At 59.7% G+C, this 20,247-nt stretch carries 20 protein-coding genes and 1 tRNA gene; 8 read left to right on the top strand and 13 right to left on the bottom strand.

Annotation, left to right across the window (positions count from 1 at the left end):
• Positions 1–112: 112 nt before the first annotated feature.
• Positions 113–1,393, bottom strand: a complete 1,281-nt coding sequence (locus EDE09_RS27560; protein WP_132413546.1) for an MFS transporter — start codon at positions 1,391–1,393, stop codon at positions 113–115.
• 167 nt (positions 1,394–1,560) lie between these two features.
• Here EDE09_RS27560 and EDE09_RS27555 point away from each other — a divergent pair, with 167 nt between their 5' ends.
• Together EDE09_RS27555 and EDE09_RS27550 are read left to right on the top strand one after the other, a co-directional pair.
• Positions 1,561–2,355: a transporter substrate-binding domain-containing protein gene (locus EDE09_RS27555; protein ID WP_132413544.1), complete on the top strand. Its 795-nt coding sequence runs from the start codon at positions 1,561–1,563 to the stop codon at positions 2,353–2,355.
• A 3-nt stretch (positions 2,356–2,358) separates the two neighbouring features.
• Positions 2,359–3,177: an amino acid ABC transporter permease gene (locus EDE09_RS27550; RefSeq protein WP_132413542.1), complete on the top strand. Its 819-nt coding sequence runs from the start codon at positions 2,359–2,361 to the stop codon at positions 3,175–3,177.
• Between the two features lie 29 nt (positions 3,178–3,206).
• Here EDE09_RS27550 and ppk2 read toward each other — a convergent pair whose 3' ends face one another.
• Complete coding sequence (ppk2, locus tag EDE09_RS27545) at positions 3,207–4,121, bottom strand: polyphosphate kinase 2 (protein ID WP_132413540.1); 915 nt, start codon at positions 4,119–4,121, stop codon at positions 3,207–3,209.
• Positions 4,122–4,439: 318 nt separating this feature from the next.
• Between ppk2 and leuC the strand changes: the two genes are divergently transcribed.
• On the top strand, positions 4,440–5,849 hold the full coding sequence (leuC, locus tag EDE09_RS27535) for a 3-isopropylmalate dehydratase large subunit (protein WP_132413538.1): 1,410 nt from the start codon (positions 4,440–4,442) through the stop codon (positions 5,847–5,849).
• 118 nt (positions 5,850–5,967) lie between these two features.
• Positions 5,968–6,519, top strand: a complete 552-nt coding sequence (locus EDE09_RS27530; protein WP_132413536.1) for a histidine phosphatase family protein — start codon at positions 5,968–5,970, stop codon at positions 6,517–6,519.
• Between the two features lie 51 nt (positions 6,520–6,570).
• On the opposite strand, the gene EDE09_RS27525 is transcribed toward EDE09_RS27530, so the two are convergent.
• Entirely contained in the window at positions 6,571–7,092 is a 522-nt protein-coding gene (locus tag EDE09_RS27525) for a L,D-transpeptidase (protein WP_245505257.1), read from the bottom strand.
• A gap of 263 nt (positions 7,093–7,355) precedes the next feature.
• On the opposite strand from EDE09_RS27525, the gene EDE09_RS27520 reads away from it, so the two are divergent.
• Both EDE09_RS27520 and EDE09_RS27515 read left to right on the top strand, forming a co-directional pair.
• On the top strand, positions 7,356–8,039 hold the full coding sequence (locus EDE09_RS27520; RefSeq protein ID WP_105374472.1) for a response regulator transcription factor: 684 nt from the start codon (positions 7,356–7,358) through the stop codon (positions 8,037–8,039).
• A gap of 8 nt (positions 8,040–8,047) precedes the next feature.
• Complete coding sequence (locus EDE09_RS27515) at positions 8,048–8,503, top strand: cyclic nucleotide-binding domain-containing protein (protein WP_112803442.1); 456 nt, start codon at positions 8,048–8,050, stop codon at positions 8,501–8,503.
• A 12-nt stretch (positions 8,504–8,515) separates the two neighbouring features.
• Here EDE09_RS27515 and EDE09_RS27510 read toward each other — a convergent pair whose 3' ends face one another.
• The 6 genes from EDE09_RS27510 to tesB form a co-directional block, all read right to left on the bottom strand.
• Positions 8,516–9,319: an exodeoxyribonuclease III gene (locus EDE09_RS27510; RefSeq protein WP_132413532.1), complete on the bottom strand. Its 804-nt coding sequence runs from the start codon at positions 9,317–9,319 to the stop codon at positions 8,516–8,518.
• 108 nt (positions 9,320–9,427) lie between these two features.
• The gene (locus EDE09_RS27505) at positions 9,428–10,078 is read right to left on the bottom strand and encodes an outer membrane lipoprotein carrier protein LolA (RefSeq protein WP_132413530.1); all 651 of its coding nucleotides are present in this window, start codon (positions 10,076–10,078) and stop codon (positions 9,428–9,430) included.
• A 73-nt stretch (positions 10,079–10,151) separates the two neighbouring features.
• Positions 10,152–12,839 (bottom strand): DNA translocase FtsK, encoded by a 2,688-nt coding sequence (locus tag EDE09_RS27500; RefSeq protein WP_132413528.1) that lies wholly within the window; start codon positions 12,837–12,839, stop codon positions 10,152–10,154.
• Positions 12,840–13,079: 240 nt separating this feature from the next.
• Positions 13,080–14,501, bottom strand: a complete 1,422-nt coding sequence (locus tag EDE09_RS27495; protein ID WP_105374477.1) for an ammonium transporter — start codon at positions 14,499–14,501, stop codon at positions 13,080–13,082.
• Between the two features lie 29 nt (positions 14,502–14,530).
• A complete protein-coding gene (locus EDE09_RS27490; protein WP_105374478.1) occupies positions 14,531–14,881 on the bottom strand; it encodes a P-II family nitrogen regulator in 351 nt (116 codons plus the stop codon).
• A 208-nt stretch (positions 14,882–15,089) separates the two neighbouring features.
• Positions 15,090–15,977: an acyl-CoA thioesterase II gene (gene tesB, locus EDE09_RS27485; RefSeq protein WP_132413526.1), complete on the bottom strand. Its 888-nt coding sequence runs from the start codon at positions 15,975–15,977 to the stop codon at positions 15,090–15,092.
• Between the two features lie 87 nt (positions 15,978–16,064).
• Here tesB and EDE09_RS27480 point away from each other — a divergent pair, with 87 nt between their 5' ends.
• On the top strand, positions 16,065–17,279 hold the full coding sequence (locus tag EDE09_RS27480; protein WP_132413524.1) for a ubiquinone biosynthesis hydroxylase: 1,215 nt from the start codon (positions 16,065–16,067) through the stop codon (positions 17,277–17,279).
• 23 nt (positions 17,280–17,302) lie between these two features.
• On the opposite strand, the gene EDE09_RS27475 is transcribed toward EDE09_RS27480, so the two are convergent.
• The 4 genes from EDE09_RS27475 to EDE09_RS27460 all read right to left on the bottom strand — a co-directional run bounded on the left by EDE09_RS27475 (position 17,303) and on the right by EDE09_RS27460 (position 19,830).
• Complete coding sequence (locus EDE09_RS27475; protein WP_112803430.1) at positions 17,303–17,491, bottom strand: Trm112 family protein; 189 nt, start codon at positions 17,489–17,491, stop codon at positions 17,303–17,305.
• Positions 17,492–17,499: 8 nt separating this feature from the next.
• On the bottom strand, positions 17,500–18,177 hold the full coding sequence (locus EDE09_RS27470; protein ID WP_105374482.1) for an LON peptidase substrate-binding domain-containing protein: 678 nt from the start codon (positions 18,175–18,177) through the stop codon (positions 17,500–17,502).
• A gap of 109 nt (positions 18,178–18,286) precedes the next feature.
• The gene (gene trxA, locus EDE09_RS27465) at positions 18,287–19,264 is read right to left on the bottom strand and encodes a thioredoxin (RefSeq protein WP_132413522.1); all 978 of its coding nucleotides are present in this window, start codon (positions 19,262–19,264) and stop codon (positions 18,287–18,289) included.
• Between the two features lie 56 nt (positions 19,265–19,320).
• Positions 19,321–19,830, bottom strand: a complete 510-nt coding sequence (locus EDE09_RS27460) for a prolyl-tRNA synthetase associated domain-containing protein (protein WP_132413520.1) — start codon at positions 19,828–19,830, stop codon at positions 19,321–19,323.
• Positions 19,831–20,065: 235 nt separating this feature from the next.
• Between EDE09_RS27460 and EDE09_RS27455 the strand changes: the two genes are divergently transcribed.
• A tRNA-Gly gene (locus EDE09_RS27455) sits at positions 20,066–20,140 on the top strand.
• Positions 20,141–20,247 lie beyond the last annotated feature (107 nt).

Below are 20,247 nucleotides of genomic sequence, written 5' to 3'. Positions count from 1 at the left end.
CGTCGCCGTCATGCGAAAGATGATCATCATCCTCAACGCAAGAATGCGGGAACACCACGCTAACGCGATTGACACCTAACACCGTTGCTTTTTTTATTGCTCGCTCGGCCTGTCAGGCGGTCGCCGCCTGTCTGGCCGCCATCATCCGCCTTACGATGATGACAAGGAGACCGGCGGTGGCAAGGCAGACGGCCAGGAACATCATCGGCAGGATGTCGCTGCCCGTTGAATCCTTGATCCACGGCACCACGTTCTGCGCGACGAAGCCGCCGAGGTTTCCGACCGAATTAATCGCCGCGATGCCGGCTGCCGCACCTGCACCCTTGAGGAAACGCGACGGAAGGCTCCAGAAGACAGGCTGGCCAGCAAAGATGCCTGCAGCGGCGACGCAAAGGAAGGTAAACTGCAGGACCGGCGAGGTAGCGAGTACCGACATAGCCAGGCAGGTAGCGCCAATAAAGGCAGGACCGACGATGTAAAGCGTCTTACGTTCGCTCCGATCCGCAGCATTCGGCACGAACCAAAGCGCCGACGCAACCACGAGCCAGGGGATGATATTGATGAAACCGTTGGCGGTGTTCGACACACCAAAGCCCTTGACGATGGTCGGCAGCCAATAGCTCAGGCCGTAGGCGGCGAGCGGAAACCCGACATAGCAAAGCGCCATCAGCAGCACCCGGGGATTGACGAGCGCCTTGAACCCGTTGTCTGCATGTTCCTCCATTCCCGAATTTTCGCGCGCGAGCCGGTCATGAAGCCAGCGCTTTTCATCCGCCGAAAGGAATTTGGCCTGTTCGGGGGTATCATCGAGATAGAAAAACGTGACGATGCCGGCAACGACCGCCGGTACGCCGGTTGCCAGAAACACCCATTGCCAGCCGGCGTGGCCGAGCAGGCCGTCAAGGTCGAGCAGCATGCCGCCGATCGGAGCGCCAACTGCATTGGCGAGCGCGCTAAAGATCATGAACAAGCCGACCATGCGGCCGCGATAATCCTTCGGGAACCAGAGCGTCAGCAGAAAGAGAACGCCCGGAAAGAAGCCCGCCTCCGCAACGCCCAGCAGGAAGCGCAGGATGTAGAACATCACCGCGTTCTGGGTATAGGCGAGCGCGATGGTAACGATCCCCCAGGTGATCATGATGCGGGCGAACCACCGGCTGGCGCCGAAGCGGTTGAGAAAGAGATTGCTCGGGACTTCGAAGATAAAATAGCCGATGAAGAAGAGCGAGGCACCGAGACCGTAAGCGTATTCGCTGATGCCGAGCGCATCGACCATCTCCAGCTTCGCGTAGCTGACGTTTTGACGGTCGATATAGGCGATCAGATAGAGGATCCCGAGAAACGGCATCAGTCTCCAGACAATCTTCGAAATGAGCTCTTTTTCCTGAACCAACGGATCTTCTCCAAAAAATTCCGCCCGCGTTGAAGCAGGGTATAAGGTCAGGGGGATGTAGAGGATGCGACCCTGCCGGCAAGTGTCAGATATGGCTGCTTCCGCCGCTTGCTAACGGCGGCCTTTTTATGAGAGGGAATCAGAGCCACACAATCAGGAGTGCCACGATGCTCTTACGCCGTACGCTTATTGCCGGTCTTGCCGTCCTCAGCCTAGCACCCGCAGCGGTCTCAGCCGGCCTGCCGGACCTCAAGGGACGCAAGGTGGTCGTGGTGACGGAAAATGCCTATCCGCCCCTGCAATTCGTGGATCCGAAGAGCGGCCAGGCGATCGGCTGGGAATATGATGCGATGAACGAGATCGCAACGCGCCTGAACTTCAAGATCGAGTACCAGAACACGAGCTGGGACGCGATGATCCAGGCTGTATCCGACGGGCAATACGATATCGGCATGACCGGCATCACCATCAAGAACGACCGCAAGGAGAAGGTCGACTTTTCCGATCCCTACATGCGCTCGCAGCAGCTGATGCTGGTGCGCGGCGACGAAGCGCGTTTTACCGATGCCAAGAGCTTTGCCGCTCTGGAAAAGGGGCTGATCGGCGCGCAACCGGGAACGAGCCCCTTCTACACAGCGGTGTATGAGATACTCGACGGCAACGAGCAAAACCCGCGGATCAAGCTTATGGAGACCTTCGGAGCGACTGTGCAGGCGCTGAAGACGGGTGACGTCGACCTGGTGCTGACGGACAGCACCGCCGGCGAAGGTTATGTGAAAGCTTCCGGCGGGACGCTAAAGATCATCGGCGAGCCGCTTGGCACCGAGGATTTCGGGTTCATCTTCAGGAAGGGATCCGACCTTGTCGCGCCAGTCAATGCGGCCATCGCGGCGCTCAAGGCCGACGGCACGCTCGACGCGCTGAACAAGAAATGGTTCCTCGACTATAAGATGGGCCAATAGGGCATGGCGCCAGCGCGCCGAAAGACCGCAGCGCGTGAGGATTTCCCCTGGTGGTTCGTCGCCTTCGGGGCTCTATGCGTCGGGCTCGCGGTCGTCATCGCCGTCAATGATCTCTATGCCCAGGTGTTCGGCGTCGTTTCCAAAGGAATCGGCATCACCGTCGGCGTGACGCTCGGAGCCTTTGCGCTTGCAACGATGCTGGGGCTCGCGATTGCGCTCGCGGGGCTTTCGAACAGTGTTGTTTTACGACAGGCCGCCCGCTTCTATGTGGAGCTGATCCGCGGCATCCCCATCCTCGTCCTGCTGTTCTATGTCGCGTTTGTCGGCGCGCCTGCCTTCGTTGCACTCTACAACTGGCTGCTGGCACCGCTTATCGGGCGAGGCTTTGCCGACGAACTGCTGGTGCGCGATGTCTCGCTGCTCTGGCGGGCGGTGATAGCGCTGATGATCGGCTATGCGGCCTTCATCGCAGAAATCTTTCGCGCCGGCTTCCAGTCGGTCAACGAAGGACAAATCGAGGCGGCAAAAACGCTGGGCTTCAGCCGCTTCCAGCGCTTTCGGCTGATCGTCTTCCCGCAGGCGATGCGGGTGATCTTCCCGCCGCTTTCCAACGATTTCGTCTCGATGGTGAAGGACTCATCGCTCGTCTCGGTGCTGGGTGTCGCCGATATCACCCAGATGGCGAAAGTGTATGCGGCGGGCTCCTTCCGCTTCTTCGAGACCTATTCGATCGTCACCTATATCTACCTGCTGCTGACGATTGGCCTATCGCTGACGCTGCGAGGCATCGAAAGCCGGCTGCGCAAGCGCACGGAGCGGTGAAGGAAGCCATCCCCGCCCGTCGGCATGGATCAGTAGACCTCCGGTACATACATTTCCGGCGGCACCGGATGGCGGATGTAATGCGCGTTGCGGATGCGGCCGGGAAGCTCGATCGACTCCTTCGGAACCGTGTCGTAGGGAACCTGCGAAAGAAGATGCGCGATCATGTTGAGCCGCGCTCTTTTCTTGTCGACCGCCTGCACCACCCACCACGGCGCCTCCGCGATGTGAGTGCGGTCTAGCATTTCCTCCTTGGCCTTGGTGTATTCTTCCCAGTGAACCCGGCTTTCGAGATCCATTGGCGAGAGCTTCCATTGTTTCAGTGGATCGTGGATACGCATCTTGAAGCGGAATTCCTGCTCCTCGTCGGTGATCGAGAACCAGTATTTGACGAGGATAATGCCGGAGCGAACGAGCATCCGCTCGAATTCCGGCACCGAGCGGAAAAATTCCTCCAGTTCGTCAGGCGTGCAGAATCCCATGACGCGCTCGACGCCGGCGCGGTTGTACCAGGAGCGGTCGAACAGTACCATTTCGCCGGCCGTCGGCAGATGGGGCACATAGCGCTGGAAATACCACTGATGCCGTTCACGCTCTGTGGGTGCCGGAAGCGCCACGACGCGGCAGACACGCGGATTGAGGCGCTGGGTGACGCGCTTGATCGCGCCGCCCTTGCCGGCCGAATCGCGGCCCTCGAACAGCACCACCATCTTCAGCTTCTTGTACTGCACCCAGTCCTGCAGCCGGACGAGTTCGTGCTGCAGCCGAAAGAGTTCGCGGAAATAGATCCTCCGGTCGATCGTCGGCTCCGGAGGCTCCGACATGCCCTCGGCGATCAGGTCGTCCAGCCGGTCCTCTTCCATCTGCATTTCCAGCTCTTCGTCGAAGCTGTCGGCAATCTCGTCCTTGATGCGGCTGAGCTGGTCTTCCATGGGTTCGGACATTTGAGATCCCTCCGTTTCTGGCCTCAGATCAACCACGTTTCCGCGAAGACTTTATGACAGTGATGCGACAGGTTTCCGACGATGCAATTCCGTTGCCGATTTCATCGAAAACTGGTATTGCAGCAGCCATGGGATCGAAATTCGGATGCCTCGCGAACCAGTTTATCGTGCTGCAGGACCACAAGCGCCTGCCGGCACGGTTCTTCGCACGCGTATCCGGCGCTCTGAACAGCCGACTTAGCTGACCGATCCATCGCACCGGCAGCGACAAAGCCGTACTATATCTCCCTGTTTCAAAATACCCGATGGATGGCAGCCATGAGCGCACCCCGTACCCTTTATGACAAGATCTGGGACGACCACGTCGTTTCGCAGGACGAGAATGGCACCTGTCTTCTCTATATAGACCGTCACCTCGTACACGAAGTGACGAGCCCGCAGGCCTTCGAAGGCCTGAGGATCGCCGGCCGCAAGGTTCGCGCCCCGGAAAAGACGCTCGCTGTTGTCGACCACAACGTGCCGACTACCGCCGACCGCCACGAAGGCATCAAGAACGAAGAAAGCCGCATTCAAGTCGAAGCGCTTGCACAGAATGCCAAGGATTTCGGCGTCGAATATTATTCCGAGAAGGACGTCCGCCAGGGCATCGTTCACATTGTCGGGCCTGAACAGGGCTTCACCCTTCCCGGCATGACGATCGTTTGCGGCGACAGCCACACGTCGACGCACGGCGCTTTCGGTGCGCTGGCGCATGGCATCGGCACGTCCGAAGTCGAGCACGTGCTGGCCACTCAGACGCTGGTGCAGAAGAAGGCAAAGAACATGCTGGTACGGGTCGACGGCCAGCTGCCTCCGGGCGTCACCGCCAAGGATATCATCCTCGCCATCATCGGCGAGATCGGCACCGCCGGCGGCACCGGCCACGTCATCGAATTTGCCGGCGAAGCCATCCGCTCGCTCTCCATGGAAGGCCGCATGACCGTCTGCAACATGACGATCGAAGGCGGCGCCCGCGCCGGCCTGATCGCGCCGGACGAAAAGACTTTCGAGTATATCAAGAACAAGCCGCGCGCCCCGAAGGGTAAGGCCTGGGACATGGCGCTCGATTACTGGAAGACGCTGCAGACCGACGAAGGCGCGCATTTCGACAAGGTGGTCGTGCTCGACGCCGCCAACCTGCCGCCGATCGTCTCTTGGGGCTCCTCGCCGGAAGACGTGATCTCGGTTGAGGGTTCCGTTCCGAACCCGGACGATATTCAGGATGAAACCAAGCGCACCTCCAAATGGCGCGCTCTGGACTATATGGGCCTGAAGCCGGGCACCAAGATCACTGACATCGCCGTCGATCGCGTATTCATTGGCTCCTGCACCAACGGCCGCATCGAAGACCTGCGCGCCGCCGCCAAGGTTGTTGAAGGCCGCAAAGTCGCTCCCACCGTATCGGCGATGGTCGTTCCGGGCTCCGGAATCGTCAAGGAACAGGCGGAAGCCGAAGGCCTCGACAAGATCTTCAAGGATGCCGGTTTCGAATGGCGCGAACCGGGCTGCTCGATGTGCCTTGCAATGAACGACGACCGCCTGAAGCCGGGCGAGCGTTGCGCCTCCACTTCGAACCGCAATTTCGAGGGTCGCCAGGGCTACAAGGGCCGCACCCACCTTGTCTCGCCGGCCATGGCTGCCGCCGCCGCCATCGCCGGCCACTTCGTCGACATCCGCGAGTGGAAGTAGTCCGTCCATCCGACGTTAACATGATCAATGCCGCCCTGCCCGGGCGGCATTTTCTTTTATGGCCGGCGAAGAAACGCCGGTATGATCCTTGGCGGAACGACAATATCCGGAGCCCGAGGTGGAATCTGACCCATCAGAAAGCGAACTTGGCAGGGATGCGCGCAGACTGCTTTTGCTGCGGCATGCTAAATCCGCCTGGCCGGACGGGATAGCGGATCACGAAAGACCGCTGGCCGAGAGAGGTCGGAAAGCTGCTCAGCTCATGGGCCGATTTATGGCACAGGAGGGGCTCATTCCCAGTCTGGCTATGGTTTCCGACGCACGGCGAACACGGGAAACCTGGGCTTTAGTCAGAAACGAAATCCTCCGCCCGCTGATCTGTCACGATTGTTCCGCAATTTATGAGGCCTCGGCGACTACAATTCTTGCTGAGTTGAGACGGATCGAGCCGGAGTTTCGCACCGTGCTAATCGTAGGACACAATCCGGGACTGCAGGATCTCGCACTGATGCTGGCGGGCAGCGGCCGGCCCGAGGCTATGAAGGCAATCGCCGACAAATATCCAACCGGTGCTCTCGCCGTCCTCGATTTCGCTCTACCGACCTGGCAAAGTATTTCGCCCGGATCCGGCACCCTGAAGCGGTTCGTTAAGCCGCGCTCACTCAAATAAGTCGTCAAGCAACACCGGAATGATGACCTCCGGCCATTGCCAGCAGGAGGTTCAGAGAACCCGCACGACTGTGCCCTTTCTCATAAAGCGGATAAGGCGCTTCATATCGGCAAGGCCCACGGCGATGCAGCCGGCAGTCGGTTGGTAGCCGGGCTTGATCAAATGAAAGAAGATCGCAGAACCGCGATAGCGGCGCCTCGACGTTATGTTCCAGTCGAGCACCAGACAGATGTCGTACAGCCCGTCGGCGCGCATCATCTCCTCATGGCTGGGGCGGAAGGGCGCTTTAACGAGGCTGTTATAGGCCGGATGGTTCGGCTGATCGCACCACAGCATGTCGCTGCGGATATGCCGCATGGGCAGGGCGGTCGGCGGCAGGCGCACCCTCTCGCCCCGCACGAACCCATAAAGGACGCGCATCGACGTGATCGGCGTTGCGCCGTCACCTTCCCGCTTGAATGCCGTCGTGCCGGAGCGCCCGATTGCGGCCTGAACGGTGACGCCTCCCATGGAAACGATGGCGCGCCTTCGATCCCGCGGCGCGGTTCTGACGGTGATAGTGTTCGGGTTCAAGCACGCTCTTTCGCGAAAACGGTGCATTTCTCTCACAAGGTTTTGCTTTGAATATGATTTCGTTTGAATTCATAGCACCTTGGAACACCACGCGTCGCTATGGACGCGCAAGGGAGGCTCTTACATATTGGGCCCGAGCATCATACTTGCCGAAAATCGATTTCGATTTTGGGGTCGATGCTGTAGGGATTAGATCGAAGATCCCGATCGCCTGCCACTGCCGGAAAGCAGGACGGGCGAGCGGAGAGATGAAAGGCTTGAGAATGGCAGCGCGTACCATACTCCTGGTGGATGACGACGACGATCTGCGCGAGACCCTGGTCGAGCAATTGTCGTTCTACGACGAGTTCTCGATTCTCCAGGAAGCCAACGCCGCCAAGGCGCTGCAAACCGCGAAGACCGCCCAGATCGATCTCCTGATCATGGATGTCGGCCTGCCGGATATGGACGGCCGTGAGGCGGTAAAGCTTCTGCGCAAAAACGGGTTTAAGGCGCCGATCATTATGCTGACCGGCCATGATACGGATTCGGATACGATCCTGGGGCTCGAGGCAGGTGCAAACGACTACGTCACCAAGCCCTTTCGCTTCGCAGTGCTGCTTGCCCGTATCCGCGCGCAGCTGCGTCAGTACGAGCAGAGCGAGGACGCAACCTTCACGGTCGGCCCTTACATCTTCAAGCCGAGCCAGAAGCTGCTCACCACCGACGACGGCAAGAAGATCAGGCTCACGGAAAAGGAAGCGGCCATCATCCGCTATCTCTACCGCGCCGGCCAGAAGGTGGTGACGCGCGACGTGCTCTTGGAAGAAGTCTGGGGCTACAATTCCGGCGTCACGACCCACACGCTGGAAACCCACGTCTATCGTCTACGCCAGAAGATCGAACGCGACCCCTCCAGCGCTGAAATCCTGGTCACCGAAAACGGTGGCTACAAAATCGTACCGTGATTTGAACAATGTCCCTGACCGAAGATATCCGCCTGCTCTCACAGGTCCCGCTCTTCAAGGATATGAATGACGACCAGCTTCGCCTCGTGGCCTTTGGGGCCGAGCGGCGACAGGTGGCTGCAGGTCAGGAGCTGTTCCGAGAAAGATCGCCGGCGGAATCGGCTTTTATCATCGCCCGTGGCCGCTTCGAATTGCTGATGACGGACCGTAACGGCGAACCAAAGGTGGAGGCGACGGTCGGCCCCGGCACGCTGTTGTCGGAACTGGCGCTGATCACCATGGTGGAGCGGAAATTCACCGCCGTGGCAGTCGAGGACGCCGAGGCGATGAAAATCAGCCGTTCGCTGTTTCATCGCCTGCTTGAGGAATATCCCGAGGTCGGCCGGGTGATCGAAAGACGCATCCGGGACAATATTGCGAGCCTCGCCAAGGCGGCGGCGGCGATGAGCCACAGGTTTGTCTGAAATCGACAGGGTTCAGAACTTGAAGGTCGCCGTCACCGGAACGTGGTCGGACGGCTGGTTCCAGCCGCGCGCTTCCTTCAGCACCTCGATGTGATCGAGGAACGGCCCGAGATCCGGAGACGACCATATGTGATCCAGCCGACGCCCCTTGTCCGCGACTCGCCAATCCTTGGAACGATAGCTCCACCACGTATAGAGCTTTTCGCTCTCGGGCACGTGCTGGCGCATCAGGTCCAGCCAGCCTCCGCGCGCCATGACCTCGTTCAACCCCTGGGTTTCGATCGGTGTATGGCTGACGATCCTTAGCATCTGCTTGTGCGACCAGACATCGTGCTCAAGCGGCGCTATATTGAGATCGCCGACGAGGACGGAGGATATGCCGGGCATTGGATCAGCCTTGAGAGCCTTCATCTCCTCTACGAAATCGAGCTTGTGGCCGAACTTCGGGTTCACCGTACGATCGGGCTCGTCGCCACCTGCCGGCACGTAGAAATTATGCAGGCGGACGCGGCGCGAACCGCGCTCGAAGATGGCGGAGATGTGCCTTGCATCACCCACCCCGCAATAGTTCTGCCGATGATCTTCCAGAAGCGGGATCTTCGACACGATTGCGACGCCGTGATAGCCCTTCTGGCCGTGAATGATGACGTGCTGGTAGCCTAAGTCCTTGAAGGGCTGCAGCGGAAATTCCGGCTCCTGGCACTTGATTTCCTGCAGGCAGAGGATATCCGGCTTGTGGCGGACGAGGAACTGCTCGACGATCGGCATGCGCAGCCGTACGGAGTTGATGTTCCAGGTACTGATGGAAAAAGTCATGGCCAAACCTCGTATGTTGCGGCGAGGTTTAGGAAATTTTAATTGCGTTGAGAAGCAAAAAGGCCGTGCGCAGGCCCGGCTCTTCAGACTTTTCGAACTTCGACGCGATCAGCCCTTGCGAACTTCGTCATAGGGGATGGTGAAGACCTTTTCGTCGAGGCTCACCCCGTTCCTGACGTTGTAGATCATCACCGACGTGTCCTTGTTCTGAGCGTCGGTAATGGTCCACTGCCTGAGATCGTAGGTCTTGGAATCAAACATCATTGTGATGGTCGAATCGCCGAAGACGGTCTTGTTGCCAAGCACGATAGTCGTCAGGTCGGACTCCTGCTTGACGTCACGGACCATCTGGTTGCCGAGATCGATGCGGTCGGACAGCAGCAGGCTGAGCGGCGTCTTGGACAGAGGATAGACGTCCCAGGTCTTGAGCTTCATGTTGCCGACCACGACGTTCTTGCCGTCGGCAATCACGCGGATCGGCGATGGATCCTCGAAATTGAACCGCAGCTTACCGGGCCGTTCGATAAAGAACTTGCCGCCGGTCTGCTCCCCGCGCGGACCGAACTGCACGAATTCGCCCATCATGGTTTTGACCGAGGAAAAGTGATCGGCGATCTTCTGAGCCGCAGCCGAGCTCTGCGCGAAGCTCATGTTCGGCAAGGACATCGCAGCCACCAGGCTCGCCAGCCCGAGCGAAAATTGCCTGCGGCCAATCGAATCGAGACGGACGTGTGAAAGGATGGATTTATCGTTCTTCATTCTATTCTCCTTCCCCTGGTTCTCGGTTTAAAACGCGGCGTCTTGATGGCAGTTGCAAGCGATCACAAAAGCCTTACCGTTCGAGGATATCGCCCTCGGTCGGCACCAGGATCTCGCGCTTGCCGGCATGATTGGCCGGTCCGATCAGCCCCTCCTGCTCCATTCGCTCGATGAGCGATGCCGCACGGTTATAGCCAATGCCGAGACGCCGCTGGATATAGGATGTGGACGCCTTGCCATCACGCAAGACGATCGCCACTGCCTGATCGTATGGATCGTCTGAATCGCTTAGGTTGCCGGTGCCTGCCGGACCACCGCCTGCGCCGGCTTCATCCTCGTCGTCATCAGCCGTAATCGCATCGAGATATTGGGGCGCCCCTTGCGTTTTCAGGTAGGCGACGATGTCTTCGACTTCCGTGTCCGACACGAAGGGACCATGGACACGCTGAATGCGGCCGCCACCCGCCATGTAGAGCATATCGCCCATGCCGAGCAGTTGTTCAGCGCCCTGCTCGCCCAGGATCGTGCGGCTGTCGATCTTCGATGTGACCTGGAATGAAATACGGGTGGGGAAGTTCGCCTTGATCGTGCCGGTAATAACGTCCACGGAGGGGCGCTGTGTAGCCATGATAACATGGATGCCAGCCGCACGCGCCATCTGCGCCAGGCGCTGGACCGCGCCTTCAATATCCTTGCCGGAGACCATCATCAGGTCGGCCATTTCGTCGATGATAACGACGATATAAGGCATCGGTTGAAGGTCGAATTCTTCGGTCTCATAGACGGCCTCGCCCGTCTGGCGGTCGAAGCCGGTCTGCACGGTGCGGGTAAGCACCTCGCCCTTTTCGATCGCCTGCTCGACGCGGCTGTTGAAGCCGTCGATATTGCGCACGCCGATCTTCGACATCTTCTTGTAGCGCTCTTCCATCTCGCGGACGGTCCACTTGAGCGCCACGACCGCCTTCTTCGGATCGGTCACGACCGGCGAGAGGAGATGCGGAATTCCATCATAGACCGACAGTTCGAGCATCTTCGGGTCAATCATGATCAGGCGGCATTTCTCCGGCGTATAGCGATAGAGAAGCGATAGGATCATGGTATTGATTGCCACCGATTTGCCGGAACCGGTAGTACCGGCGACGAGCAGATGCGGCATCTTGGCAAGGTCGGCGACGACCGGCTCGCCGCCGATGGTCTTGCCGAGAGCCATGGCGAGTTTAGCCTTGCTGCCTTCGAAATCCTTGCTGCCGATCATTTCGCGCAGATACACCGTTTCGCGAGTCCGGTTCGGCAACTCGATCCCGATCGCATTGCGACCGGGCACGACGGCAACACGCGCGGCAATCGCGCTCATCGAACGGGCGATGTCGTCGGCCAGGCCGATGACGCGGGACGACTTGATGCCCGGCGCCGGCTCAAGTTCGTAAAGCGTGACGACAGGCCCCGGACGGACATGGATGATCTCGCCCTTGACACCGAAATCCTCCAACACGCCTTCGAGCAGCCGGGCGTTCTGCTCCAGCGCGTCGGCAGAAAGCGATGCATCGCGCGCGATCGCCTTCGGCTCGTTCAGAAGATGCACGGAGGGAAGCTGGAAACCATCAGGTGAAATGAACGACGCCTGGGCTTCGCGGGCGACGCGGGGGCTTGGCTTCGGTGGAGCGGCGGCAGGGACGACGCGAGGTTGGCCACGGCTGGCCTGCGACGCACGGGAGGAGACAAACGGTGCATCGTCGTCGGCCAGAATACCGGCCGGGCGCGGCGGCATGTCATCCATGTCGAACGGCGGGTCGTCGTCGTAATCATCGTCTTCATGGGCCGAGATTGGCGGAGCTGTGACCACACGGCGCGGCGGCACAGCCCGCTCCGCCGGATCATCGAGCGACGGCTCCATGCGACGGCCGGCCGCGGCAGGAGCAGCCTTGGCACGGACCGGCTCGTTCAACATGCCGAACTCGTCCTCGTTGAAATCATAGGGCTGATCGAAGCCGACACGAACCGGAGGCTTGATCCCCGCAAGTCGGCGCAGCCGGGCTTGGGCAATATACCAGTAGTGGGCAATCGCGCCGAAGGCCAAAAAGCCGGCAAAAGCGCCCTCTTCGTCTTCATCGTCGAATTCTTCACGCTTCGGCGGTGCCTTCGTCGCCGCAACGGGCTTGTCGTCGTCTTCCGCATCCTCCTCGAAAGCCTCGCCGACGAGACCGGAAGCAAAAAGCATGAGCCAGATACAGGGAAGCGTGAAGATGCAGCCGAGCACGATCGCCACCATGCCCGTCGGATAGGCTCCCACGAAAAGTGCGGGAAAGCGGAGGATCATGTCTCCGATCACGCCGCCGATGCCGTTCGGGATCGGCCAGGTGGGCGGTGCGGGAAAGCAGCCGAGCGTGGCGGAGGCAAGCAAAGCGCCGCCGCCCCAAGCAGCCAGCCTCGCCGGGACGCGGTCATATTTACGGCCGGAAATGAGCGCCAATGCGAGGGCGAGCACAGGCAGCAGCGCAACGATGCTTGCCAGGCCCAGAAACTGCATCATCAGGTCGGCAAAGGCAGCGCCCGCAAAGCCGAGAATATTGGTGGGCGCGTTGTCGGTGGCGTAGGAGAAGCTGGGGTCTGCGACATTCCAAGTGGCAAGCGCCGCAACGGCAAGCGCCAAGGCGAGGAAAATGCCGAAGCCGACGAGCGCGAGCGCCTGCCTCCACACAAAGGCGGTGAGGGCCAGGCGGGGAGACCGGTTTGCCATAGCCGCTGAACTGCTTCTGCCCATCGTGTCTGTCCGCCGCCTTCTGAACGCAACTCTTCGCGAGTCGGCATGCTGCCGGCCGATTCGCACAATTCCAGTGCAGAGTAGCCTGACGATAGTTAATGCGCCTTTAACCACGATCCAGAGCGCGGGCGCTGAAAACACGAATAAAAAAGCCCGGACCGAAGTCCGGGCGAAGTGCAGCTTCCAAACGGCCGCTGCGACGGGATCGGAGCGGCGGCTGTTGCCGCCGCCAAATACATATCAGGAGTGATAGGCGGCTTCGCCGTGGGTCGAGAGATCGAGGCCTTCGCGTTCGGCTTCGACGCTGACCCGCAGACCGACGACAAGATCGACGATCTTGTAGAGGATGGCCGAACCGATGCCCGACCACAGCAGCGTTACGATGACACCCTTGAGCTGGGCCCAGACCTGGGTCGCCGTGCCTGCATAACCGGCTGCGAAGTCTGCCGTCGAATAATCGACGATGCCTGCGCCACCGAGAGCGGGGTTGACGAACACACCCGTCAGGATTGCACCAATGATGCCGCCGATGCCGTGCACCCCGAATACGTCCGCCGTGTCGTCATAACCGAACTTGTTCTTCACGGTCGATACGAAGAAGTAGCAGATCGGCGAAACGACGAGACCCATGATGACGGCGCCCATCGGGCCGACGAAGCCGGCAGCCGGAGTGATGACGACGAGACCGGCAACCGCACCCGATGCAGCGCCCAGCATGGATGCCTTCCCGCGAGCGAAGGTTTCGACAATCGCCCAGGAAACGATGGCGGCTGCCGTTGCAACGAAGGTGTTGATCATTGCAAGAGCGGCGTAGGCGTTTGCTTCGAGGTTCGAACCGGCGTTGAAGCCGAACCAGCCGACCCACAGAAGCGAGGCGCCGACCATGGTCAATGTCATGGAGTGAGGAGCCATCATGTCCTTGCCGAAGCCGGTCCGCTTGCCGACCATGATCGCACCGACGAGGCCGGCGATACCGGCATTGATGTGAACCACCGTACCGCCAGCGAAGTCTATTGCGCCGAAGCCGAAGATGAGGCCGGTCGGGCCGTCATAGGCGCTCGGGCCGCCCCAGAACCAAACCATGTGGGCCATCGGGAAGTAAACGAAGGTGAGCCACAGGATCGTAAAGAGGATGACGGCCGAAAACTTGATGCGCTCGGCGAAGGCGCCGACGATCAGGGCCGGCGTGATTGCCGCGAACGTCATCTGGAAGCAGACGAAGACCAGTTCCGGGATGGCCGCACCCTTGGTAAAGCTTTCCGAAAGGGTCGTGGTATCGACACCGGCGAGGAACATCTTCGAGAAGCCGCCGACGAAGCTGTTCAGTGAACCGCCATCGGTGAAGGCCAGGGAATATCCGTAGGTAACCCAGATGACGATTGCAACCGCGGCGATCATCATGACCTGCATCAGCACCGACAGCATGTTCTTGGTGCGCACGAGACCGCCATAAAAGAGCGCAAGGCCCGGTACGATCATCAGCAGCACGAGGATGGAAGAGATCAGCATCCAGGTCGTGTCGCCCTTATCTACCGTCATGGCCGGAGCGGCAGCCGCTGCGGCGGGTGCGGCAGTATCCTGCGCGAAGGCAATGGCGGGCGCAAAGGACGCCGCGGCGGCGGCACCCAAACGTCCGAAAATAGAAACCTTGTTGAATTGCATAGCTTAAAAACTCCCCTGTCAGCCGGTGCTTAAAGCGCTTCTGTGTTGGTTTCGCCGGTACGGATGCGCACGGCCTGCTCGATCGAATAGACGAAGATCTTGCCATCGCCGATCTGGCCGGTCTTTGCAGCCGATGCGATCGCATCCACGGCCTTTTCGACGAGGTCTGAGGGGACGGCGATTTCAATCTTCAATTTCGGCAGAAAACTTACTGCGTATTCGGTACCGCGATAGATCTCGGTATGTCCCTTCTGACGTCCGTAACCTTTGACTTCGGTGACGGTCAGGCCCTGGATACCGACAGCCGTGAGGGCTTCGCGCACCTCATCCAGCTTGAACGGCTTGATAATGGCCATCACGATTTTCATCTGGCTTCCCATCCTTTGTTTGCATTCGGCATACGGCCGACTCTCCTCATCGCCGGCAGATCCCGACAGCGACTGGTGGGTTACATTCAAGGGCCGTGCCAGATTCAAATCGAAGCGTAAGACATTGAAATATAAGGGCTCTGGGAAGAATATCTAAGAAACGTGCATTTGGGCCGCGCAGAGGCGCCCAAATAATGTGCATTTTTGAAAAATTGCACAGCTATTGTTCATTTGCCTTTTTCCGAATCAATCCTTCCTGGGCCACGGACGCAATCAGAACCCCGGCACGGGTATAGATGCTGCCGCGGGTCATCCCTCGGGCACCGGAAGCACTTGGGCTGTCCTGCGTATAGAGTAGCCAGTCATCGAAGGTCGCCGGCCTGTGAAACCACATGGCGTGATCGAGGCTGGCTGCCTGTAGGGACGGATCGAAAATCGAAATGCCGTGCGGATAAAGCGAGGCATCAAGCAGGGTCATGTCGGAGAGATAGGCAAGCACCGCGGCCTGATAATGACGATCCGCCGGGACGCTGCCGAGAGTGCGCACCCAGATATCCTGGCGGGGATCGAGCTTGTCCCTGGTCAGGTAGTGAACGAGGGAAGTGGGGCGTATTTCGATCGGTCGTTCCCGGGTCCAGTAACGCCGGACCGATTCGGGCGCATGATCGAGGAAGAGCGCCTTGAACTCCTTCTCTCCCATCAGGTCTTCCGGTTGGGTAACCGAAGGCATGTCGATCTGATGCTCGTAGCCGCCCTCCTCGATCTGGAAGGATGCCGACATGGAAAAGATAGCCTTGCCGTGCTGTACGGCCACCACCCGGCGCGTGGTGAAGCTTGACCCGTTGCGAATGCGCTCCACCTGATAAAGGATCGGCACGGAAGGATCGCCTGGACGCATGAAATAGGCGTGGAGGGAATGCACAAACCGGTCCAGATCGACGGTCCGCTGCGCCGCCATCAGGGCCTGTGCAATCACCTGACCGCCAAATACCCGCTGCCAGCCGGCGTCCGGGCTGACGCCGCGATAGAGGTTTTCCTCCAGCTTTTCGACGTCGAGTGTCTCGATCAGCTGCTCCATAGCGGACGGTGGCTCGATCTGGGGCGACATTATGACGGTCTCCGGCGATAGGAAGCTGCTGCCGGATGGTCTATATGCAGGTCGTGATATTCTCAAGTCTCACGGGAGTTTAGGTAGATGCTGGACATGCTGGTTGTTGGAGGCGGTTATGTGGGTCTCGCCGCCGCGGTCGCCGTCAAACAGGCGGCGCCGCATCTCAATGTCGAGGTGATCGAGGCCGCGCCAGCCGGTGTTTGGGAAAAGGACGAGCGGGCATCCGCCATTATAGCGGCCGCGACCCGCATGCTCGAAGTCTTTGGCCTTTGGAACGAAATCGCGCCGGACGCCCAGCCGATCAACCGAATGATCGTCACCGATAGCCGTACCTCCGATCCGGTGCGGCCTGTTTTCCTGACCTTCGACGGCGAAGTGGAGGAAGGCCGCCCCTTCGCTCATATGGTGCCGAATGTCGCCATGGTCCGCGCGCTGCGAGGAGCCTCAGAGCGCCTCGGCATCGTGATTCGCCATGGACTATCCGCCGCCGGCTTCAAGACCGAAAGCACGCGTTGCACGGTTTCTCTGTCCGATGGGTCCACAATCGAGACAAAACTGCTTGTCGCATGCGACGGCGTTCGTTCGAAGCTGCGCGACATGGCCGGCATCAGAACCGTCACCTGGGACTACGGCCAATCCGGCATCGTCACCACCGTGGCCCATGAGCGGCCGCATGAAGGCGTAGCGGAAGAGCATTTCCTTCCCTCCGGCCCCTTCGCGATCCTGCCTTTGACCAACAACCGATCTTCGCTCGTCTGGACGGAAAGATCGGCGGAAGCCGAGCGCCTGGTCGCTTCAGACGATCTTGTCTTCGAGGAAGAGCTGCAGCGGCGCTTCGGCCACAAGCTTGGCGAATTGCGGGTCGTCGGCGGTCGGCGTGCCTTCCCGCTCGGCCTGACGCTTGCGCGCGCATTCGTGGCGCCGCGCCTTGCCCTTGCGGGCGACGCCGCGCACGGCATTCATCCGATTTCCGGTCAGGGGCTCAACCTGGGTTTCAAGGACGTCGCAGCCTTGGCGGAAACAGTGGTGGAGGCAGATCGCCTTGGCCTCGATATCGGCGCGTTGAACGTACTGGAGCGTTACCAGTCCTGGCGGCGGTTCGATACGTTCCGCATGGGCGTGACCACCGATGTCCTGAACCGGCTGTTTTCGAACGACATCACTCCCATCCGAATCGCTCGCGACTTCGGGCTCGGGATCGTCGACCGGATGCCGCAGCTGAAGAACTTTTTCATTCACCAGGCTGCGGGGAAGACAGGCGACGGCGGGCCGAGACTGCTTGCCGGCGAAGCAATCTGACTTTCCGCCTCGAGAAAGAAGTATCAGTCCTCGATCTTGCGAGCCTCGGAAACCAGCATAATGGGGATGCCGTCGCGGATCGGATAGGCTAGCCGCACCCGTTCGGAGATCAACTCGTTGGTCTCCCGGTTGAACGAGAGGCGGCCCTTGCTCAGCGGGCATACGAGCAGGTCGAGGAGTTTGGGGTCCACCTTGCTGAGCTTCTCGTCCATGATTTTCCCTACTGCAGAATGGTATCCGAATCGCTGGAGCCCCGCGCCAGAAAGATTTCCGTAATCGCGATCAGCGTTTCCGCCCGGGTCTTCAGATCGGGCGCTTCAAGCAAAGCCTGCTTTTCGGCTGGACCGAAGGGCGACATCATCGACAGCGAATTGACGAGGGTGCGATTGCCGGCGCGTTCGATGCTTTCCCAATCCGCTTCCAGCTTGTTGGCGTCGAGATAGGCGCGAAAGACCCGCAGGAGCTCAGTTCGGTTGACCGAACCCTCATCGTCCTCCACCGACAGGTCGGTCATGAAGGGCGCAATCCTGAAGGTACGATAAGGATGGCCCTGCCCCATCTCCTCCAGCAACCGGAAGCGGCAAGCGCCGCTGATGGAGGCGATGTAGCGGCCATCGCCAGTTTCCGCGAAAGAGGTGATGCGACCGATGCAGCCGACATTTGACAGCGCGGGCCGTGGGCCTTCCACCGGTTCGCCGCTCTCCATCAGCGAAGGCTGGACAATGCCTATCAGCCGGTGCGAGGCGAGCGCCGCATCGAACATGGCAAGATAACGCGGTTCGAAAATGTTGAGCGGCAGTTGACCACCCGGCAGAAGCAGCGCACCTGTCAGCGGAAAGACGGGAACTGCTTCCGGCAAATCCTCCCGCTTCAGATATCTTGCATTTCCCACATGCATGGGTCCGACACCTCCCAGACCACTCTCGCAGTCGCCATCATCTGCTTTCGCAAGTTATGTGGGGCGGTTGCCTTGGAACGCAAGACCAAACAGGCCGGCGCGGCGGCGGTTATGAAAATAGAATCGAAGAAAGCTTTCGGCGGGCAGCAATGGTGGCCGGATCCTTCGGACCCCAGACGTCAAAGAACTGCAGAAGCTGGCGGCGGGCTCCGTCGTCGTCAAAGCTGCGGTCCTTGCGCATGATCATCAACAGATGCTCGGCTGCTTCCTCACGCTGCCCCTGTACATTCAGAATCTTGGCGAGCTTCATGCGCGCCTCGTGATTGTCCGGATGCAGCGCCAGATCGTGTTCGAGAGCAAGGGGATCTCCGAGCTTTCGGGCCTCCTCGATCTGCTCGAGCTTCTTGGCAACAGCCTGAATGGCCGCATCCTTTGCAAGATCTTCCGGAATGGAGGCGAGCATCTGGCTGGCGCGCGCCGTCTCGCCCATGGCGATCAGGCATTGCATCATTCCGCCGGCGGCCTTCGCATTTTCCGGATCGGCCTGGAGGACCGCGCCGTACAGCTGCGCGGCATCCTGGATATTTCCTTCGGCAAGCAGTGTTTCAGCTTCGCCAAGCACGGATTCGATTTCCGCGGCCTGATCCGCGCCGGCAGGTCCGGCAATGCGATCGATGAACTGTCGCACCTGACTTTCCGGCACCGCCCCCATAAAACCGTCTACCGGACGGCCGTCGACGAAGGCAATGACGGCGGGAATCGACTGGATGCCGAGCTGGCCCGGGATCGACGGGTGGTCGTCGATGTTCATCTTGACGAGCTTGACCCGGCCCTGGGCTTCATTGACAACTTTCTCGATTACCGGAGTGAGCTGCTTGCAGGGGCCGCACCAAGGCGCCCAGAAGTCCACGAGAACCGGCTGACGCCGCGATTCTTCGATGACATCCTTGCTAAAGCCGGCGGTGGTGGTGTCCTTGATGGCAGAATCTGCTGCCGGTTGAACGGCAGGCGCCGCACCATAATTCGCCGAAGCAGTCATTTGGCCGCCATAGGCGCCGGCACCATAGGGATTGTCTCTGCCGCTCATGAATGCTCTCCCGGAAAGCTTTGTCTATTGGGCTCGTCGCTCGCAAAGATCGTATGTCAGTCCGTCACTTTCAAGACAAGCGGCGTGTGGCCAGTCGCCTCAAGAAATCGGATAAGGTCGTCGCGGCCAATCGACGTCGTGGCGTCATTGGATAGCGGATGACCATTGATGACGTCGTGCTTCATCAAGTCCTCATCAAGCACGAAGGTAACATTTCGACCCGCATCGTTGAAGGCGCCGAATACGGTGACTGCTCCAGGAACGACGCCGAGATATTCCATCAGCTTTTCGGGCCTGCCAAAGGAGACCCGGCCCGAAGCGCCGATAACCTTGTGAACCGTCTTCAGATCGACCGTCGCACGCTCCTCAACGGTCAGAACAAAATACTGATCCTTCTTGTCCTTGACGAAGAGGTTCTTCGTGTGGCCGCCCGGGATTGCGTCTCGCAGGCTCTCGGATTCGGCAACGGTAAAGACCGGCGGGTGGCTTTTGGTCGAATGGGGGATGTTGAGGCTATCAAGGAAACGGAAGAATTCCGCGGCGGTCTTCGGCGCTGTTTCAGTCATTTTGTCGAGAACTGGCTCTGTTGGTGGGCGACAAATTATAACCTTAATGTCCGGCCTGGCCAAGCCGAGGCAATGGGGCCGGGCAGCGGCAGTTCGGCGAATCCGAAATTTTTCTTCACCCCAACCGTCATTTCCCTGTTGCATTTGAAAAAAGTCTAGGCCATATAGCGCCCGTCGCCGGCAACGAGCCGCGACCCACGGTCCAGCGAACTACCCCGGACCGGCGGATTGATGAGCGGGTGTAGCTCAGGGGTAGAGCACAACCTTGCCAAGGTTGGGGTCGAGGGTTCGAATCCCTTCGCCCGCTCCAGTTTACCAAATGTCCATACCGGAGATGGGGTATTCGGCTTTCGCCTCATCTTCCACGGTGATGCAGGAGGTGCTGCGCTTCGAGCTGATGATAAAACGTGGTCTGTC

This window comes from Neorhizobium sp. S3-V5DH, assembly GCF_004343065.1.
GTDB lineage: Bacteria > Pseudomonadota > Alphaproteobacteria > Rhizobiales > Rhizobiaceae > Neorhizobium > Neorhizobium huautlense.
Note: the sequence above shows the minus strand (reverse complement) of the source record. Positions and strands in the feature narration are given on the sequence as shown.

Excerpts from the sequence above, each read along its gene's own strand:
- EDE09_RS27555 (WP_132413544.1), top strand. The coding sequence starts at position 1,561 with ATGCTCTTACGCCGTACGCTTATTGCCGGTCTTGCCGTCCTCAGCCTA.
- EDE09_RS27550 (WP_132413542.1), top strand. The coding sequence starts at position 2,359 with ATGGCGCCAGCGCGCCGAAAGACCGCAGCGCGTGAGGATTTCCCCTGG.
- ppk2 (WP_132413540.1), bottom strand. The coding sequence starts at position 4,121 with ATGTCCGAACCCATGGAAGACCAGCTCAGCCGCATCAAGGACGAGATT.
- leuC (WP_132413538.1), top strand. The coding sequence starts at position 4,440 with ATGAGCGCACCCCGTACCCTTTATGACAAGATCTGGGACGACCACGTC.
- EDE09_RS27520 (WP_105374472.1), top strand. The coding sequence starts at position 7,356 with ATGGCAGCGCGTACCATACTCCTGGTGGATGACGACGACGATCTGCGC.
- EDE09_RS27515 (WP_112803442.1), top strand. The coding sequence starts at position 8,048 with ATGTCCCTGACCGAAGATATCCGCCTGCTCTCACAGGTCCCGCTCTTC.
- EDE09_RS27510 (WP_132413532.1), bottom strand. The coding sequence starts at position 9,319 with ATGACTTTTTCCATCAGTACCTGGAACATCAACTCCGTACGGCTGCGC.
- EDE09_RS27505 (WP_132413530.1), bottom strand. The coding sequence starts at position 10,078 with ATGAAGAACGATAAATCCATCCTTTCACACGTCCGTCTCGATTCGATT.
- EDE09_RS27500 (WP_132413528.1), bottom strand. The coding sequence starts at position 12,839 with ATGGGCAGAAGCAGTTCAGCGGCTATGGCAAACCGGTCTCCCCGCCTG.
- EDE09_RS27495 (WP_105374477.1), bottom strand. The coding sequence starts at position 14,501 with ATGCAATTCAACAAGGTTTCTATTTTCGGACGTTTGGGTGCCGCCGCC.
- EDE09_RS27490 (WP_105374478.1), bottom strand. The coding sequence starts at position 14,881 with ATGGGAAGCCAGATGAAAATCGTGATGGCCATTATCAAGCCGTTCAAG.
- tesB (WP_132413526.1), bottom strand. The coding sequence starts at position 15,977 with ATGTCGCCCCAGATCGAGCCACCGTCCGCTATGGAGCAGCTGATCGAG.
- EDE09_RS27480 (WP_132413524.1), top strand. The coding sequence starts at position 16,065 with ATGCTGGACATGCTGGTTGTTGGAGGCGGTTATGTGGGTCTCGCCGCC.
- EDE09_RS27475 (WP_112803430.1), bottom strand. The coding sequence starts at position 17,491 with ATGGACGAGAAGCTCAGCAAGGTGGACCCCAAACTCCTCGACCTGCTC.
- EDE09_RS27470 (WP_105374482.1), bottom strand. The coding sequence starts at position 18,177 with ATGCATGTGGGAAATGCAAGATATCTGAAGCGGGAGGATTTGCCGGAA.
- trxA (WP_132413522.1), bottom strand. The coding sequence starts at position 19,264 with ATGAGCGGCAGAGACAATCCCTATGGTGCCGGCGCCTATGGCGGCCAA.
- EDE09_RS27460 (WP_132413520.1), bottom strand. The coding sequence starts at position 19,830 with ATGACTGAAACAGCGCCGAAGACCGCCGCGGAATTCTTCCGTTTCCTT.